At 52.8% G+C, this 16,902-nt stretch carries 13 protein-coding genes and 1 tRNA gene; 2 read left to right on the top strand and 12 right to left on the bottom strand.

Annotation, left to right across the window (positions count from 1 at the left end):
* Positions 1 to 9: 9 nt before the first annotated feature.
* The 3 genes from J3P35_RS08405 to J3P35_RS08400 all read right to left on the bottom strand — a co-directional run bounded on the left by J3P35_RS08405 (position 10) and on the right by J3P35_RS08400 (position 3,572).
* Entirely contained in the window at positions 10 to 459 is a 450-nt protein-coding gene (locus tag J3P35_RS08405; RefSeq protein WP_210463877.1) for a hypothetical protein, read from the bottom strand.
* 990 nt (positions 460 to 1,449) lie between these two features.
* A complete protein-coding gene (locus tag J3P35_RS21965) occupies positions 1,450 to 1,731 on the bottom strand; it encodes a CehA/McbA family metallohydrolase domain-containing protein (RefSeq protein WP_246850034.1) in 282 nt (93 codons plus the stop codon).
* A gap of 170 nt (positions 1,732 to 1,901) precedes the next feature.
* Positions 1,902 to 3,572 carry a hypothetical protein gene (locus tag J3P35_RS08400; protein WP_246850032.1) on the bottom strand — a complete coding sequence of 557 codons (1,671 nt, stop codon included), beginning with the start codon at positions 3,570 to 3,572 and terminating at the stop codon, positions 1,902 to 1,904.
* A gap of 428 nt (positions 3,573 to 4,000) precedes the next feature.
* On the opposite strand from J3P35_RS08400, the gene J3P35_RS08395 reads away from it, so the two are divergent.
* Positions 4,001 to 4,435, top strand: coding sequence for a response regulator (locus tag J3P35_RS08395; protein WP_210463876.1), 435 nt, complete (start codon positions 4,001 to 4,003; stop codon positions 4,433 to 4,435).
* A 607-nt stretch (positions 4,436 to 5,042) separates the two neighbouring features.
* On the opposite strand, the gene J3P35_RS08390 is transcribed toward J3P35_RS08395, so the two are convergent.
* From J3P35_RS08390 to mltG, 5 genes are all read right to left on the bottom strand, one after another.
* A tRNA-Ser gene (locus tag J3P35_RS08390) sits at positions 5,043 to 5,127 on the bottom strand.
* Positions 5,128 to 5,346: 219 nt separating this feature from the next.
* Positions 5,347 to 6,276 (bottom strand): YihY/virulence factor BrkB family protein, encoded by a 930-nt coding sequence (locus J3P35_RS08385; protein ID WP_210463875.1) that lies wholly within the window; start codon positions 6,274 to 6,276, stop codon positions 5,347 to 5,349.
* Positions 6,273 to 6,686, bottom strand: coding sequence for an acyl-CoA thioesterase (locus J3P35_RS08380; protein WP_210463874.1), 414 nt, complete (start codon positions 6,684 to 6,686; stop codon positions 6,273 to 6,275). The genes J3P35_RS08385 and J3P35_RS08380 overlap by 4 nt, the downstream gene beginning before the upstream one ends.
* Positions 6,687 to 6,807: 121 nt before the next feature.
* On the bottom strand, positions 6,808 to 7,455 hold the full coding sequence (locus J3P35_RS08375) for a DUF6624 domain-containing protein (protein ID WP_210463873.1): 648 nt from the start codon (positions 7,453 to 7,455) through the stop codon (positions 6,808 to 6,810).
* Between the two features lie 73 nt (positions 7,456 to 7,528).
* Positions 7,529 to 8,617: an endolytic transglycosylase MltG gene (gene mltG, locus J3P35_RS08370; protein WP_210463872.1), complete on the bottom strand. Its 1,089-nt coding sequence runs from the start codon at positions 8,615 to 8,617 to the stop codon at positions 7,529 to 7,531.
* A 279-nt stretch (positions 8,618 to 8,896) separates the two neighbouring features.
* On the opposite strand from mltG, the gene J3P35_RS08365 reads away from it, so the two are divergent.
* Positions 8,897 to 9,526, top strand: coding sequence for an L-threonylcarbamoyladenylate synthase (locus J3P35_RS08365; RefSeq protein ID WP_210463871.1), 630 nt, complete (start codon positions 8,897 to 8,899; stop codon positions 9,524 to 9,526).
* Between the two features lie 227 nt (positions 9,527 to 9,753).
* Here J3P35_RS08365 and J3P35_RS08360 read toward each other — a convergent pair whose 3' ends face one another.
* The 4 genes from J3P35_RS08360 to J3P35_RS08345 form a co-directional block, all read right to left on the bottom strand.
* On the bottom strand, positions 9,754 to 10,683 hold the full coding sequence (locus J3P35_RS08360; protein ID WP_210463870.1) for a M28 family peptidase: 930 nt from the start codon (positions 10,681 to 10,683) through the stop codon (positions 9,754 to 9,756).
* A 113-nt stretch (positions 10,684 to 10,796) separates the two neighbouring features.
* Positions 10,797 to 11,390 carry a hypothetical protein gene (locus J3P35_RS08355; protein WP_210463869.1) on the bottom strand — a complete coding sequence of 198 codons (594 nt, stop codon included), beginning with the start codon at positions 11,388 to 11,390 and terminating at the stop codon, positions 10,797 to 10,799.
* Between the two features lie 27 nt (positions 11,391 to 11,417).
* Entirely contained in the window at positions 11,418 to 12,944 is a 1,527-nt protein-coding gene (locus J3P35_RS08350; protein WP_210463868.1) for a SusD/RagB family nutrient-binding outer membrane lipoprotein, read from the bottom strand.
* 18 nt (positions 12,945 to 12,962) lie between these two features.
* The gene (locus J3P35_RS08345; protein WP_210463867.1) at positions 12,963 to 16,142 is read right to left on the bottom strand and encodes a SusC/RagA family TonB-linked outer membrane protein; all 3,180 of its coding nucleotides are present in this window, start codon (positions 16,140 to 16,142) and stop codon (positions 12,963 to 12,965) included.
* Positions 16,143 to 16,902 lie beyond the last annotated feature (760 nt).

The raw sequence follows: 16,902 nt of genomic DNA, 5'->3' as shown, positions 1-16,902 counted from the left end.
GGCAACGCCCTAGTTTTTGGCTTCTGCGCTGATCTTTATGTTGAGTTTGCCGTTGGGGGCGACCACGCCGTTCAGGATGGTGAACACCCGGACAACCGGCACGGGGGGCTCCCCGGTCTCCGAGAAGCCGATGCCCCCGTATATCCCTATGTCTGTTTTGTCAGTACCGGCGTTCTTACCCGGCGAGGATGCTTGCAGCCGGTAATCATGGTCGTAGCTGAATCCCATGTTGGCCGTGAACTTGGTGAACTTGGGGTCCACGTTCACTTTGTTCTGGCTACCGCCGTTGTTGCCGTAGGGAAGCGCAGAGTCCGAAGCCGAGAAGGTGATGTTGTTGTTGAAGGTCGAGTTGGAAGCCCCTTTAGGCGTTGCCCCGTAGAAGACGTTGTTCTGGATAATGGCGTAGTGGACATCCGAAAAGGCCGCGCTGGACCCGATGAAGACATTGTTATCGATCACGCATGAGTTGGTTCCGAAAAGCCCCTGCGTGATGATATTGTTCCTAATAAGAAAATTCGAGACCTTGGTAACATCATGGGGAATTTGCACATACGGGAAGATGCAGTTCTCTATTACCCAATTTGTGGAGATTCCGCCCGTTGCTCCGAAAGCACTGATATAAGAATCCACCCTGCACCTCTTGATCGTGACATCCTTCTGCCCGTAATTGGGGCTGTTCACGGCCGCGATCCTAAGGCCTATGAGGGAGGTGCCGCTCGCCCCTCCATTGAAGGCATCTATCGAAACCGTACCTAAGGTTGAGACGAGCGCCAGTTCCTTTTTTGGGTTGTGGCCAGAACCTATGATGGTGAGTTTCTTGTCGATGGTGATGTCGCCGTATGAGGTCTCCGACCCATGAATATAAATAGTGTCCCCCGCTGACGCCGCGGTGATGGCTGCAGGGACTGTTTGATACTGGGCGGAGTTGCCGGCCCTGTTGCTGACGGTTAAAACCTTAGCCTGTAACTCACCTAGGAATAGGGCAACTGTAATGAGGAGTATAATTTTTTTCATATAGAATAAGTTTTATGTTTGTTTGGGTAAATTATATTTATGGAAATTATAGGATAAAGAAATCTTAACTATATAAATTTGTAAATAAATTTTGTAAATATTATATTAAAATAACCTGTAACCAATACCAACATGTAAGTATTATGCTGCTTATGAATGGCAATAAGTCTATATAAACTTGGCTACTTGCGTTTTCCAAAAGCTTAATGGGGTAGCCTTGAACCTTGCTATGGAAGGGATGAAAGCTCCTTTAAGGATTGGCAAATTGGTATGTTAGCATCTTTTGGCTATCTGATAAATGCTGTAATGAATAGTGACTTGGGTACTGTGTGCCGTATCAAAAAAGTATAGTAAATACAGACGCGTCTCAGCCTCAACAGAGGCAACCTTAAGCAAAATTCAGGTGTATCATTGTAAGCTATGGCATTTTTGAAACTACTCCAACCAAACCTGTTGCGTGAAGGCACCGTTCGCCGCGATGTCCCATAGCTCAAGCCTTACCCATTTCCGCTTGCGTAGGTCCACAGTAAATTCAAACTGATTTCTCCCGAAGGCCAGGGTATTATTGAGGTTTATCCGCTCACGGAACACTTCTTTTCCGTCGCCCGACACTATCTCCGCGAAGTTCAAGGGGAAGGTCCAGGCGGCCGAGAGGGCGATCTTCGCTTTGCCGGAGCGGGGGACCTTGGCCGTCTCGCAGGCCCCCTTTCCGTTCACGGTGAACCCCGGGAGCAGCACCTCCCCGGTCGAGACGAAGAACTTCCCCCTGCCGCATCGCATCCAGCACCGGCTGCCAACCTTCCTTGAAGTCGGGCAGCTTATCCAGCTGCAGATAGTTCACGTTCAAATGCGCGTACATCTCGTTCTGCTCCGTAATAGTGAAGATATCACTTCTCGGCAATCACATGCTTCCTCAGGCCCCAGTTGGCCATGTCGTCCATTAGGTTTAGTACGCGCTTGCTGAGGGTAGGAAGGGAAAGGTCCGCCGGGATAGCTTTCCAGGCCGCGCCCATAAAGGTTTCGGATTGGAAGAACGGTTCTCCTTTGTAAGCGTCAGGATAGCCAGTGGAAGCTTTTGTCCTAGCGTGCGCGGTCCAGGCTAGTCCGTTCTCCAGCTCAAGCAGTCTCAGCATCTCTTCCTTGTCCCCTATACGGTACACCTTCCCGTATTTAGGATGGTCTGAGACAAAAGGCATATCTGGCTTCCTTGACATGATCCAGTTAACGGGCCTTGGGAAAAAGCTGAGCCAATGTCCCCCGTAGAAGTTGTTGGGCTCCTCGCCCGGCAGCAGAAGGAAATAGCCATCTGAAAGCTGGGCGCACTGCTCATGGAGCGCATGCAGTTCCTTCAACCGTTCCTCGTCCGGCCCCTTGGGATGGCCTGGCCCATGGAACTCCCCAAGATGGACGATATTCACTCCGGCCTTCTCGAAGACCGTTTTGAACTCAGGCTTCTCCGGCACCGGCACTCCCTTCAGTACCACATCCATGGTGAACTCGTTGTGGAAGTGGCTGGCCATGGTCTTGTAACCATGAAGCGGAACATAGGAATCGCCGTGGGTGAATCTCTTTACCTCCTCCAGGGCTTTTGCGGGGCTGCCGAGATCCAACAGGCAGAAGAAATTCAGGCGCTGCCTGGTGTTCGGTGGGGCGTTGAACCACGGAACATAACGTCGGCCCCCTATCGGGTCCTGGCGGATACCGATCCCGTAGCCGGGCATCAGCCCTCCATAGCCCTGCCCCCACCAGGTGAACTTAAGGTTGAAAGCTTCATCCAAGGGATAGAAATACTGGTGCGGGGGCAGGAACAGCGCGAGGCTCCCCCCTCTGCCCTGTCCGATGATGGTGCGGTACTTTACCTCCTGGTTCACCGCGTCAGTTTCGTGTACCACCTTTGTGGTTTGAAGCACGTCCTTCACATCTGACCAGGAAATGTTCTGCCAAGCCTGGGTTTTGCTCACCAGACCCGCATCATAGAGGATCGCGGTGGAATCAGCCTCCGTAACCATCACTGCCGCCACGTTGAACAGAGGGCTTCCGTTGTATAGTGTTATTTCAAGTTCTCCCCTGAAGGAGGCCGCCTGCATGCCGGGGATACGGATGACAGTATGGGCGCCAGAGCTGCTCACGCTTGCAGAACGTTTATGGAAGTTAACCAAATGGGATTTATAGGGCTTTTGGGGAACCCGGTCAAAGAACACGTCCCACCCCCCGCTTTTCGGATCCAGAGTCCTTTTGCCTACCGTGAGGATGAAGGCAGGGTCAAGCCCAGCTGCGATCTCCTTAAACTCGGCTTTGGACCCTAAACCTATGCTCTTAAACAGTGGCATGCCCTTATTAAGGTCCAGGACCAACCTCCCGTTCCCGTTCCTACCCGTAAGCCAGGTAATGTCCACCAACTCGCCCTCCACCCGCACCTTGGCCCCATTCCGTTTAACCAACTGAGAAACATCCACCAACTGCTGCGCCCGCAAGCTTAAGGCGAAGGCAAAAATTAGAAAAAATGTACTAAAACCTTTTAGCAAATAGATTCTCAGGTATTGTTGGAACAGGATCATCAGGTGATTGGGTTTATAGTCAGTGCAGAGATTACAGACGATACTATCCGGGCCGTTCAAGTTAATTGAAATCGTTTGTAATGCAAAATGCTGGATATGAGTCATAAAACACTTGCCTTAAATACGGAGAGTGCAACTGAGCCCATCCAATTTAAATAAGGCAGCCCCTAAGCCCAAACCATGGAGGTCTATGAGTTTTAAAGAAGCCAAAGTCCTGTTTCCTTAAAAACCTACTCTAGGAGTGGCTTACATATTTGTGTCATAGGAATGTAGGAGCGTCAAAACAGACCTACCCGGTCAAACCCAAAGCGTTTCCATCCCGGAAATACCCCGTCCATCAAATACAAACTACGGATGCATATACCCTTATGCAGGGTGCAGGCAACCTTCCTCTTGATTTAACGGTATGTCGGGAGTATTGGTCAGGTATGGACACCTGCCCAAGGAATAACAAGGTGTATAACGTGAGAAAATTCAAAAGAGTCCTGTTGGTGGATGATGACGATTCGGCGCTGTTCGTGGCCAAAAAGGTCTTGATGAGGATGGAGGTCGCCGAGGACGTGGCCACCGCCGTGAACGGGTTGGAGGGGTTCCTGGCCGTTAAAGCCGCATGCGGAGGGCCGGCGGAAGAGTTCCCCGGACTCATCCTGGTGGACCTGAAGATGCCGGTGATGAGCGGCTTCAAGATGATTGAGGCCATGGGCGGGCTACCCCTTCCCTCGAAGCCCCTGGTGGTGGTGCTCACCTCCTCGGAAAACCCCATCGACCGGGAGCGGGCCCGGATGCTGCAGGCCGACGGGTACCTGGTGAAGCCCATCCGCCCGGAATCTATAGAGCGCCTGTTGGAGGGGCTGCCGGCTTAGCCCTGCTGCGCGACGGAATTCAGCCCATTGAGTCAGGCAAATAAAGCAATGGTCTGGCAGGCCTGGTTATTGCTTGTCTGAACCCTCAACTACCAAGACTTCCATCGCCTCCTGCTCGTCTTCTTGCCTTGGTGTCCTTGACTCTTGGTTCCTTTTTCCTTTGCTCCCTTTCGAAGGCCTTTGACCTGAGGTTGGCTACGATACATTGAGCTATGTACTCCTCCTGAGAGGACAGGAACTGGTTGGTTTCGGGGATCAAGGAGGCAAGCTAAGACATGGCTTTCTAACGGATGAAATGCAGCAGGGAAGCAAAAGTTGTACGTATATGCGTACGAATTGAAAGAAAAACACCTGTAATGTTTTACAACACAGGCGTTCTTGAATTTCGATGTGACCGCGTAGCCCCTCTCTTTATGTATTCTCTAAGGCTGCATCTGTTAACTTGAAGGTGCCTTCCCTTTTATTCCACTTAAATTACTTAAAAGCTTTTCCATAGTTAATTGAAGCAGGTAACAAAGGTATCTGCTACCCAAAAGGGTCCGATATATGTCCGACTAAAACAAAAAGCCCTGTAAGTTTTCACCTACAGGGCTTTTCTATTTACTCGCAGAGAGAGAGGGATTCGAACCCCCGGACCCGCAAAGGTCAACGGTTTTCAAGACCGCCGCAATCGACCACTCTGCCATCTCTCTAAATGTGATACAAAAGTAATGGCTTAATAGGTACCTGTCAAGTGCCAGCCTCGTATTTTTCTAAATTTCGGGGCAATTTCTAACGTCTACCGATTTTAACCCTTGAAAGTCAAAGCCCTAGAAGACAAAAAAATTTCTAAGAAAGTACGTTTTTTTCTGCTCCTGCTGTAGTCCAATCCTGTTTTGAGGGTATTTTATCTAAAACAGGCGTTAAACAGGCTACACCTTCCCTCTTACTAGGCGTTTGGTGAGGGCGTCAATGCTGATGTTCACCTCAAAGCCTACAATCAGGCTCATGCACACAAAATCCAACCAGACCATCAGACCTATGAGGGCGCCGATAGAGCCGTAGAACTTGTTGTAGGAATCAAACTTGCCGATGTAGAGCGAGAAAAGCCAGGACACCAGGAAAATGAGCACTGTAGCCACCACTGATCCCGCGCTCACAAAAGGCCACTTGTCATGGACCGCCGGCACGTAGTAATAGATCATGGAAGTAGCCAGGAAGAAGAGCAAGGCCACGGCCACGTATTTAACCGAGACAATCAGACCGTAGGTGAAGGCCTCGGTCACCACCTCGTAGAACACCAGCGCATCCAGAATATACGTCCCGAAGAAGATAGCCCCGATGGCCAGAAACAAGATCAGGGCCAAAGCGATGGTGAGCAAAGTGGCAATGAGGCGCTTGCGCAGGTAGGTGCGCTTCCTGAACGTCTTGTACTTCTTGTCAAAGGCATCCATGAGGCTCATGATCCCATTGGTAGATAGCACCAGCGCGAAGAGAAAACCGAAGGACAGCAACCCGCCCCGGGGCTTGTTTACGATGTCCACAATGGTATCGGCGGCCACGGTGTAGATCTCGGCGGGCATCACATCGCCTAGCAAGGTGAGGATGTCGCGGTCCAGGTGGCCAACCGGGATGTAGGGAATGAGCGTGAACAGGAAGATGATGGTGGGGAAAATGGCCAGCGTAAAGTTGAACGCCATGTAAGAAGACCGCTTGGTGAGCGAGTCCATCTTCAGTTCGTCTATCATCACCTTGAGCACATGGTACACAGACACCTGCTCCTGCCCGAAACGCATCCGCTTCAGGAGGACAATGAGTTTGCGGTACCACCGGTACTGGGCCAGGCGCTGGTAAATGTTCATGCCGTGAAATGCGGATCTATTTTGGCATGAATATAAGCAGGAATAGCCGTAGGTCGGCCGCTTTTCATGTCCACAAACACCATGACAGTCTCGCCTATGTTCAGGAGTTCCTGGGCCTCATTGTAGACCTCGTACTCAAACTTGATGCGCGCGCCGTGAGGTTTGGTTTTGAGCAGAAGCTTGACGGTGAGCAGGTCATCATAACGGGCCGGCCTGATGTACTTGCACCGCAGTTCCAGCACGGGCATCATCACGCCCTCGGCTTCCATCTCTTTGTAATTGATCCCCAACTGCCGGAAGGTCTCGGTACGGGCTACCTCATAGTAGGCCCCGTAGTTCCCGTAGTAGACGTATCCCATTTGGTCGGTCTCGGCGTAGCGTACGCGTATCTGCACGTTAGATTCAAACACAGTCTTTCTTCTTTAGGTACTTCCCGTTTAGGGTCTCCTTTTAAGAAACTGCCTTTAAAACGGATGAGGGAGTGATTTGCCCGGTATGAAAAGCAATGTCTTTTCATGACCAGGTATTGGGTTAGTGAATCACCTGCTTTTTCGCTGGCAGTGGCTCTTCTGGGTTATAGGCGGCGTTCATGAGTTTGGCGTATTCTTCTACGGTGACTCTGAACCCGGCGGCCTTGCGGCGCTCGTTCACGTGCTTGCTATCTTCTATAGGCCAGATATACATCTTTCCGTCTTCGCGGCCCATAGAGGTAGCCTGCGTGCCGTAGATCTGCTTCTCGCCCTCAAACATCAGCAGCCGGTCTTCCATCATGGCGGCATCGGTGGGACTGGCTTCCCCTTTCTGGGCCATTTTTTTCAAAGAGGGCAAATACTTTCTGATGACCCGGGCCGGAGCATGCTGTACCACCAGAAATAAACCATCGGCGGCCTTCCCTCCTATCTTGCTTTGGGGCAACCAGCCATACTTCTCCAACATCTTAATAACCGCAATCTGATTCACAGAGTCTACCTGCTGCATCTTCGTAAAAAAAGCATTCCGGTCCTCTTCCTTTACCTGGTCAAATCCTTGCCTTACGGCCTGGTCTGTGTCATGTATTTTCTCTAATTCTGCCCGCAGTGCATCATACGGAACTGGCACCGGCGCTTTCTGTTGAGACTGCCCGCAGGCTGTCATCAAGACGCAAAAGAAAAGAAGAACTAAGGAGAAAGCCTTTCCCATACAAAGAGGTTTTTACAAGCGTAAGCGGTTGGCTGTTTCCGGGCCGGTTTCAAGAAAAAGGCCCGAAAACAGGCTACTGCATGATGTTGCGCTGGTTCATCGCCGCGTGGAAACGGGCAGCGTTACGTCTGTGCTCAGCCTCGGTCACAGCGAAGGCGTGGTAACCGGAGAAATCTTCCTTCGCGCAGAAGTACAGGTACTCGTGGTGCTCGGGGTTCAGGACCGCGTTGATAGAAGAGATAGCCGGTAAATTGATGGGTCCCGGCGGCAAGCCTTTGTTCAGGTAAGTGTTATAAGGCGAAGGTGTTCTTAGGTGCACGTTGAGCACGCGCCGGATGGTGAAATCGCCGGTGGCGTACACTACCGTCGGATCGGCCTGCAGGGCCATGTTTCTCTTTAAACGGTTGAGGTATACGCCGGCAATGCGCGGGCGCTCATCGGCGTGCACAGACTGCTCGGCCTGCACAATGGAAGCCAGGATGGACACCTCTTGCTGGGTGAGGCCTACGTCTTTGGCTTTGGCTTTGCGTTCCTCGGTCCAGAAGTTGTCGTACTCTTTTTTCATGCGCTCCATCATGTCCTGGGCCGAGGTGGTCCAGTATATCTCGTAGGTGTTGGGGATGAACATGGTGAGGATGGTGGTGGTGTCAAAGCCCAATTTCTTGGTAAACGAGGGACTGTTGAGCAGAGAGTCTATCTCGGCGGGCGTGGAGTTGATGAAGGTGCTCAGCTTGTTGGCCAAATCCTTTTTCAGGCGCACGTTGGTGTAGGTCAGTTTCACCGCGTCCTGGTCGCCGGAGCGCAGTTTGGCGATGAGCCTATAGTTGGTCATGCCGTTTTTGAGCTCATATCGGCCGGGTTTCACCAACTTATCATAGTCCATCAGTTTAGCCATAAACCGGAAAGAAAGCCGATCAATGATCACCTTCTTGGAGTCAATGGAATCCATGGCCTGCTCATAGGTAGCGCCGTTGGGAATAAGCACATACACCGGCTCTCCCTTGTTCTCTACGTTGGCAGTATAGACAATCTGGTAGGCGTAGTAAGAGAAGCACACAAACAGGAACATGAGCACCACCAGGACATAGGTCCATTTGCTTGTCTTGCGAGGCTTACGCGGCCCTCTTGGACCACGTGTGACAGGTATATTTTGTTCTGACATAGGAGACAAAGGTACAAATTAATGAGTGAATGAGAGATTGCGTGAAGGAGTGAATGTTGCCTCATTGGCCCAAGAGGTTCAGGCGTTGGGGCACACAAATTCCGCTCCGGGCCTAATTTTGGAAATCCGGCCTGAAAACGCAATTTTTGATTCAAGCGTATGGGAAGGCATGGCATAGATTTTTTTGCAGGTGAAACCATAGGTTCACCTGCGCACCAAAAGGCCCTTAAACTTTCTGCATTCATTCACTCCTTCATTCAATCACTCATTCATTAAACCATGGCACAAGCATCTTTCCTCCGGATTCACCCAGACAACCCCCAACCCAAAAGCATTGCGCAGGCAGTGGATATCCTCAAAAAGGGTGGTTTGGTGATCTATCCCACAGATACTATTTACGGCTTAGGCTGTGACCTGCACAACGCGCGCGCCGTGGAGCGGCTTTGCCAGATCAGAGGCATTAACCCGGCCAAAGCCCATCTTTCTTTTATCTGCCATGATTTGACCCACATCTCAGACTACGCCCGCATCTCTACCCAGACCTACAAAGTCATGAAAAAAGCGCTGCCCGGTCCGTACACGTTTGTGCTGGAGGCCAGCAGCAAGGTACCCAAGATTGGCGGCAAGCGGAAAGAAACCGTAGGCATCCGGATTCCGGCCAACAACATCTCGCTTCAACTGGTGCAGGAACTGGGCAACCCCATTGTGTCCACCTCCATCCATGACGAGGACGAGGTAGTAGAATACACCACTGATCCGGAGCTTATCTATGAGAAATACCGCAATCTGGTAGACCTGGTCATTGATGGCGGTTTCGGGAATAACGTGGCCTCTACGGTGGTCAACTGCGAGAACGATGAATTTGAGGTGCTCCGCGCCGGCGCCGGCGATATTGAGGAGTTTTTATAGCCGGAGGCTATAAGTCCTGAGTTCTGAGTCTTGAGTTCTGAGTCAGTTTTGGGCCTGTTTTCAGGAAAATAAACAGGAAAGGCTTGCGGATAATTATCAGCAAGCCTTTCCTGTTTGTAATGCGCAGTGATGATTTTCATTCAGCCATAACGCGGTCGTTTCTGGGAACTCACCTGTGGTAGGTGCTTGTCCCCAGGCCTGCCGGGAATGATGTATTTGGGCTGACTTTACTTTTCCGCGGCAAGTGCCAGAACCGTCTTTAGTACCCCATCCAGGGCCAGGGCCATACGGGGGAGGTCCAGGGTTTCCAGGGTATCGGTTTTTTCGTGGTAATTTTTGTTGCGCAGGAAAGCGGTATCGGTGAGCATGAGGGCCGGCATGTTGTATTTCCAGTAGTTGAGGTGATCAGAGAAGTCAATGCCCGGGATGAAAGCCGGCGCCGCGATAGACTTGGTTCTCACGAGCGCATTTTTCTTGTAGAGCCGAGTGAACCGCCGGGGAAAACTGCCGTTCCCGGGCTTGCGCACCAGCGTGATGTAGTTCCCCCGGCTGCCGTAGAACAGTTTCAAAGGGGCTACTGGGTAATCCTGCGTCTTCTTCTCGTCTTTGAAATACCCCAGCATCTCCAGGCTCAGCATGCCCAGCACCAGCACCTTCTGGTCTACCAGGGATTTGGCATGCACGTGGCTGCCCATGTCCTCGGACCGGAAATGCGGCGGCTCTTCCAGGGTGTACGCCACCAGGTCTATCCTGAACGGCAAAGATTGTCCCTGGAGCAAACGGGCCAGTTCCAGCAAACCCACGGTACCGCTGGCGTTATCATCGGCCCCGGCCTGCTCCCCGCAGACATCATAGTGCGCGCCAATAATCAGCCGCGGCGCCTCCTGCGGCCCGAAGGAGCAGATGACATTCTGGTATGACTGCCCGTCTACCTGGTACACCTGCCGCTCTACCCGCTCAGTATGTCTCCGGAAAGTAGCATGCACGTAATCGGCTACCTGGTTTAGGGCCGCAGGGTTGGCGTGGTGCCGAAAACCGGGCGTCTGCAGGATCTGGCGGAAGTGCGAGCGGATAAGCGTGGTGTCACTCTGCGCTTGCATAGACTGAAGTGGCGCAAGCAACAACAGCAGCAAAGCGCAGCAGGAATTTTTATTCATAGAGAGAGGTGATTATGATTCTGACCCGATTTATAAAAATCCGGCCTTAAACAAAAGCCCTGCAGTTTTATGCAGGGCTTTTGTTTAAGGCCGGATTATACGCCTCTCCCAGGTTAACCGGTGATGTACACCCTCACCTCAATGGCCCGCTGCTCCTGAGGCGAATTGTCTACCATCACCCTGAAGAACAACCGAATCACGTCACCTACTGCAATAGTGGGCATTTCAGCGTCGGCCAGGACGGCTGGTAAATCTGTGGTGGAGATGGTGTAGGTCACGGTGTTGCCGGGCCCGCCCGTAATGGTATTGGGCAGGTTGCCGGCCGTATTTCGGCTGATGGCCGAATTAGGCGCCATGTTAGCGGCGGCTGTGGACCCGGTGGGAAGCGCAGGGCTGTAGTTGGGTGCCACCGGCGTACCGTTCCGGAAGCGCTGGCCGGTGACCCGCGTCAGTTCCTGAATGGTGCGGCCCTCCGGCACCTTTATCTGCACCGAGATCTGTCCCTGCGCAATGGAGTTCTGCTTGATGATGTAGGCATTGTCCTCTATCCGGGCTTCGCCGTTAGCCTCTACTGCCTGTGGAAAAGTGATGGCGGCCGAGGGCAGGGGATCTGTGTTCAGCAATCCATCATATTCATCGTTTTCACACGCACTAAAAGCCACAAGCACAATGCTTAGCAGGCTGAGGTATAGCTTTCTGGTTTTCATATCTTTCTATTGGGTTAGGTCTTTTATTTACTCCATCCACCAGACAGGTATCAATAAAGCAGCAGGATAAGGCTCATCATTGGGGATGGGAACGTTGTCTCTGTTAGACTGTATTTCACCCTGTACATAAGGCCATCTGGAGGGAATGCGGTTCACGCCCGCCAAGGCATTCTGCGGCAATTCCAATCTGGGATAGCCGGTCCGGCGGTAATCATTATAGGCTTCGTAAGCATTTCCCGCAGAAGACACCCACTTGTCCCGGATGAGCACGTTCAGCTTTCCTTCGGTGGTGGGTTGGGCATTGAAAGCGGCCTCCCGGGCAGCAATGTAAGTCTGGGCGTCTGCCGCAAAATTGGCCGGGGTATACGTGGCCCCCAGGAAAGAGGAGATATCATCAAAATTCGCCTGCAGGGCTTGCCGGTACAGGGCCGCCGGATCACCGGTGGTGCCTAAGGTAAGCGCCGCCTCCGCAAGCCAGAAATGCACCATGTAAGCCGTAATCAGCCGGAAAGGAGCCTGGTCACCGGGCACGGCCACGTTAATGGTTCCATTTGCCGCGTTCTGCCCTTTGCCCACAATGTACAGCCCCCAGCGGGACCGGTTAGGGTTGGTGAAGTTCTGCAGGGTGTGCAAGCCGTTATCATAGCCTACATACGTTCCGCCAACTTGGGTGAGGATGGCGGGCAGACGGGGATCGTTCAGAGCCTGCAAAGAATCCAGGAACCGGGTACTGGCCACCATGTCGTTTGGTCGGGTGAGATGGTTGTACTGATACAAAGGATTCTGCGCCCCGGAGGAAGCGAAGAACGGCACGTTGAGGTTATCGGCGTTGGAGGTGATGAGCTGGCCTGAGGCAATCAGGTCATTGATACCGGTGGTGGCCTCAGCGGGGTTTTTCTTCCGGCTCTGGAGGTACAGTTTCAATTTGATGGAATTGGCGGCCCTGGTCCATTTGGCCACGTTTCCGCCGTAGATCAAATCGCCATCTCCGGCGCTTATTACGTTGGTCTTGCCCAAATCTGCAATGGCGTCATTCAGGATGGTGAAGATGCCGGCGTAGATATTCTGCTGCGGATCATAGGCGGGTGTAGCAGACTGGTCAAAGTTGAGCGCCTGGGAGAAGGGCACATCGCCCCAGATGTCAGAGGTGACGGCCCAGACGTAGGCCTGCAGCACGCCCGCCATGCCGGCATGGATGAAGTTGCCTTCCTCCCTTCCCTGCACTTTCACCTGCTGCAGGTCATCCAGCAAGGTCGCGTACATTACATCCCACTCATTGTCCAGATCGGCGGGGGTTATGTTGTAGCGGTCATAGGGGTCTGACTGGGTACCGGTGCCGGCCATGTGCTGCACCCAAAGGGAATTCACGAGCTGAATGGTGTTCCCCATCACGAACCCAATCCCCAGCTCTGCTCCGGGCAGGATGTACTGCACATCTGAGGCCGGCAGGTTGTTGGGGCTGGTGTTCACATCCAGGAAATCATCGCAGGAACTGACCACCACAAGGGCCAGGGCCAACCAGAGGGTCTTGCATATTTTTAGATACTGTCTCATAACATTGTCCTCCCAGGTTTAGAAAGTGAAGCGAAGGTTAACCCCGTAATTGCGCACCGATGGCGGAGAGTTGAACTCAAACCCCCGGGTATTGGCGCCCAGTTGGTTCGATTCCGGATCGGCGTGCTGCAGGTTGGGGGCGTAGAACAGCAGGTTGCGACCCGTTAAAGTGACACTGGCAGCTTTGAACGGGGTCTTGGCCAGCAGTGTGGCGGGGAAAGTGTAGCCCACGCTCACCTCCCGCAGCCTCAACACAGAAGCATCAAAGACGGCAAACTCAGAGGCATTGTTGAAGGTAGTCCAATATTGCTGCGCCGTGATCTGGATGTTGTTGGGCGTGGTAGTGGGCTGCCCTAGCTCGTTGGCCAGCACGCCCTGGAACATGAACGGCTGATCCCGGTTTTCGGCGGTTTCCTCCAAAACACCCCTGAAACGGGCAATCTGGGTTTGCCTTGAATAGAAGTCGCCGCCGTGTACGTATTGCACCAGGGCACTCAGACTGAATCCTTTGAATGAGAACGTGTTGGTCAGACTGCCCCACCAATCGGCGTTAGGGTCTCCTATGATCTGGGGGTTGGTGTCAATAATGGGCAGCCCGTTGGTGGGGTCAATGATGAGTTGGCCGTCATCGGTTCTCCTGAACTTGGTGCCCTGCAATACCCCGAAAGGCTGACCTGGCTGCAGCAACGGACTCAGGCCCGAGAACCCTGCTCCGCTGCTTCCTGAGCTGGGGTCAATGTACCCGGTGGAAAGGTTGAATTGGTCCAGCCCGGGGGCAAGTTCTACCACCTCGGTCTCCAGTTGCGTGAAGTTAGCGCCTATGTCCCACCGGAGTCCGGTTTCCATGGCCAGCGGCGTGGCATTGGCAGAAATCTCCCACCCCTTGTTGTCTATTCTACCGGCGTTGGTGGTAAAATCAGTGAACCCGGTGGAGCTGGGCACGGTCAAGCTCAGGATCTGGTCTGTGGTGCGGTTGTTGAAGTAATTGACATCCAGGCTTCCCCTGCCGTTGTAGAAGGTGAACTCCGCTCCTATTTCGTAAGATTTCTTTGACTCAGGCTTCAGGTTCATGTTGCCCCGCCGGTCGTTGCGGGTAAAGGCCACCGTGGTACCGTTGAAGGGGAAACTGAGGCCCGCCACGTTGTTCCCGAAGCTTTGGGTAATGTAGAAGGTGTTGGTCAGGTAAGGATCGGTGTCGTTCCCCACCTGGGCGAAACTGGCCCGGAGTTTACCGTAGCTCAACACATCATTGCCAAGCTGCAGGGCATCTGTGAAGACGAATCCTAAGCTAACCGACGGATAGAAATAGCTGTTGTTGGCAGTGGGCAGCGTAGAGGACCAGTCATTACGGGCGGTGAACTCGGCAAACAACCAGTTCTTGAAGTTCAGGCCCAATTGCCCATAAACGCCCACTAAACGCCGCTCCGTCTGATAGTTGGTGGCAAAAGTGGTGGAAGGCAAATGGTTGGCCAGGTTGTAGAAATCCGGCACCAACAGGTCCTCTGCGCGTATAGAATTGCGCTTGGTGTCTATCATATTGACCTGGGTTCCCACCAGGGCCCTCACGTTGAAATCCGGGGAAAGGTCCTTCTGGTACACCCCAAACAGATCATGGTTCACAGACAGAAACCGGTTGTCTTCATAGAGCTGGGATCCACGGCGGTTCAGGGCGGTGTTCCCGTTTGAGTTGTAGGAGCCGTAGCCGTAGGCCTGCAGCCGGTCATCTGAGTACTGGTCAATACCTACGCGGTAAGTGGCGGTGAAGTCTTTGAAGAAAGTGGGGTTGTAGTTGAACGTGGCACTCACAATGGAGCGGTTCACCTCACTGTCATAGAAAGACTCTTTCACGCTCCACATAGGGTTGTCACGGTTCAGCTGCGTGAACAAGGAAGGCGCCTGCACCCCGGCCCGCAGTTTATAGGGTACGTTCTGGATGTCAAAGCTCCGGGGGATGAAGGGCAACGTGAACCATGGGCTGGACCCGGAGTTACCCTGCAAGGATCCCTCCTGGTTTGTCTTGGCATAGAGCACCGAGGCGTCTATGGAGAAGCCGTGCCCCAGCGTGGCATTACCGGCCGCCCGCAGGGTGTACCGGTCCAGGCCGCTTTCCGGAATAATCCCTTCCTGGTTTGTAGTGTTGGCGCTGAAGATATAGCGCATTTTCTCGTTCCCGCTGGAGAGCGTGATGCCGTTGTCCCAGATTTTACCGGTCTGGAAGAAATCTTTCACGTTGTCTGGGTAAGCCCGGTAGGCCAGCTTGGTCATGGGGTTCCCGGCCACGTTGGGCACGGAGTCCAGCCCCGGCGTCCCGAACCTAGGGCCCCAGCTGTCTGTGGAAGACTGGTTGTAGCGACCGTTGATGCCCTGCCCGTATTCGTTCTGGTATTTGGGTAGCCCGTACACTTCCTGGAGGTTAAAGGAAGAGGTAAAGGTTATCTCCACATCCCCGGCCCGGCCCCGTTTGGTAGTGATGATCACGGCCCCATTCCCGGCCCTGGCCCCGTACAAGGCCGCGGCGGCTGGCCCTTTCAAGACAGTCATGGACTCAATGTCATTGGGGTGGATATCCAGCGCCCGGTTTGAGTAGGAAGCCCCGCCTACGGTAGGGTTAGAAGAATACGCCGTGTTGTTGCTGATAGGCACCCCGTCTACCACGAAAAGCGGCTGGTTATTACCCGTAGCTGAGGAAAGCCCCCGGATAAAAACCTGGGTTCCGGACCCGGGCATACCGCTGGAGGAAATGATCTCCACCCCGGCTACTTTCCCCTGCAGGGCGTTCACCACGTTGGGCTCAGATTTCTGGGCGATTTGGTCGCCTTTCACGTCCTGCACCGCGTAGTTTACCTCCCTTCTCTGGCGTTCAATCCCCACCGCCGTCACCACCACCTCGCTCAACTGCTCAGCGTCTTCGGCCAAGGTCACGTTAATGGTGTTCTGGGTTCCTATGACCACCTCCCGGTTTACATAACCAATAAAGGTGTACACCAGCGTGCCCCCTTGCGCGGGGACTGTGATGGAGTAATTGCCGTTTGCGTCTGTGGGGGATGCGGTGGTGGTTCCTTTTAGTTGCACCGTAACGCCTGCCATTGCCTCACCAGAGGGAGTGGTGACTTTGCCCGTTACGGTTCGTGTCTGCGCCCAGACCTGGCTAATCAGGCAGAACATCAAGACAAACTGGATGAGTAAAATTTTCTTCATAATAAAGGCTTTGCTCAATAGGTTGGATTTGGGTAAGAAGTGCCGGCATCTTCCGTGCGTCCGCAATGAATACAGACAGAACTTACAGACACACACAAGTACCCTTGCTTTGAATTACTTTCAGAGATGATTCAGCGAGCCATAGACGCGGGGTCAGCAGATGACGGGTTTAGAAGGGTACCGGTCCTGAACATCATGGGCAGGCCAGAAGCCATAGAGGCACCTGCCCCGGTTGGTCCCGGATAACGGAAGCCACAATGCCCATACCGGGCATTGGCAGGCCTGTTTCAAACCAGGCGTTCCATGATTTTTGAGTTGGGGTAGTGAAACTTATTTTCCGCAGCTATCCATCCGTCCCCCTTTGAGAGAGGGCACCAATACGGAGGTCCAATATGAACTTACGGGCTTTTTGGTGGCTATCTGGCGCAGTTGCTTTCTTACTGGCCTTTACTTATTACTGTACTGAGTGTTGATGTTGGTTATTGTTTGCCCGTTAAAGCTTCCCAGATCTGGAAACTTTTAGCTTTATATAGTTAGAGCTATACTCCTATTACCATATTTTCAGAAAAAAGTTATAAGGAATACGCACAGAAATTGTTAAATTTCTTAAGCCCTAAGATTTGATTGTCTAAAGACCCACAGAGCCTGTTTTCCCGTTCTGCATCCTGATAAACTTCGTTTAAGAGACATTTTCCAAAAACAGCCCGCAAACCAAAACGCTTCACGCTGCCACAACAACTGTTTGTTTTTGAAGCACATA

Source organism: Rufibacter roseolus (assembly GCF_017916365.1).
GTDB classification, from domain to species: domain Bacteria; phylum Bacteroidota; class Bacteroidia; order Cytophagales; family Hymenobacteraceae; genus Nibribacter; species Nibribacter roseolus.
This window is presented reverse-complemented; position numbering and strand designations above follow the sequence as displayed.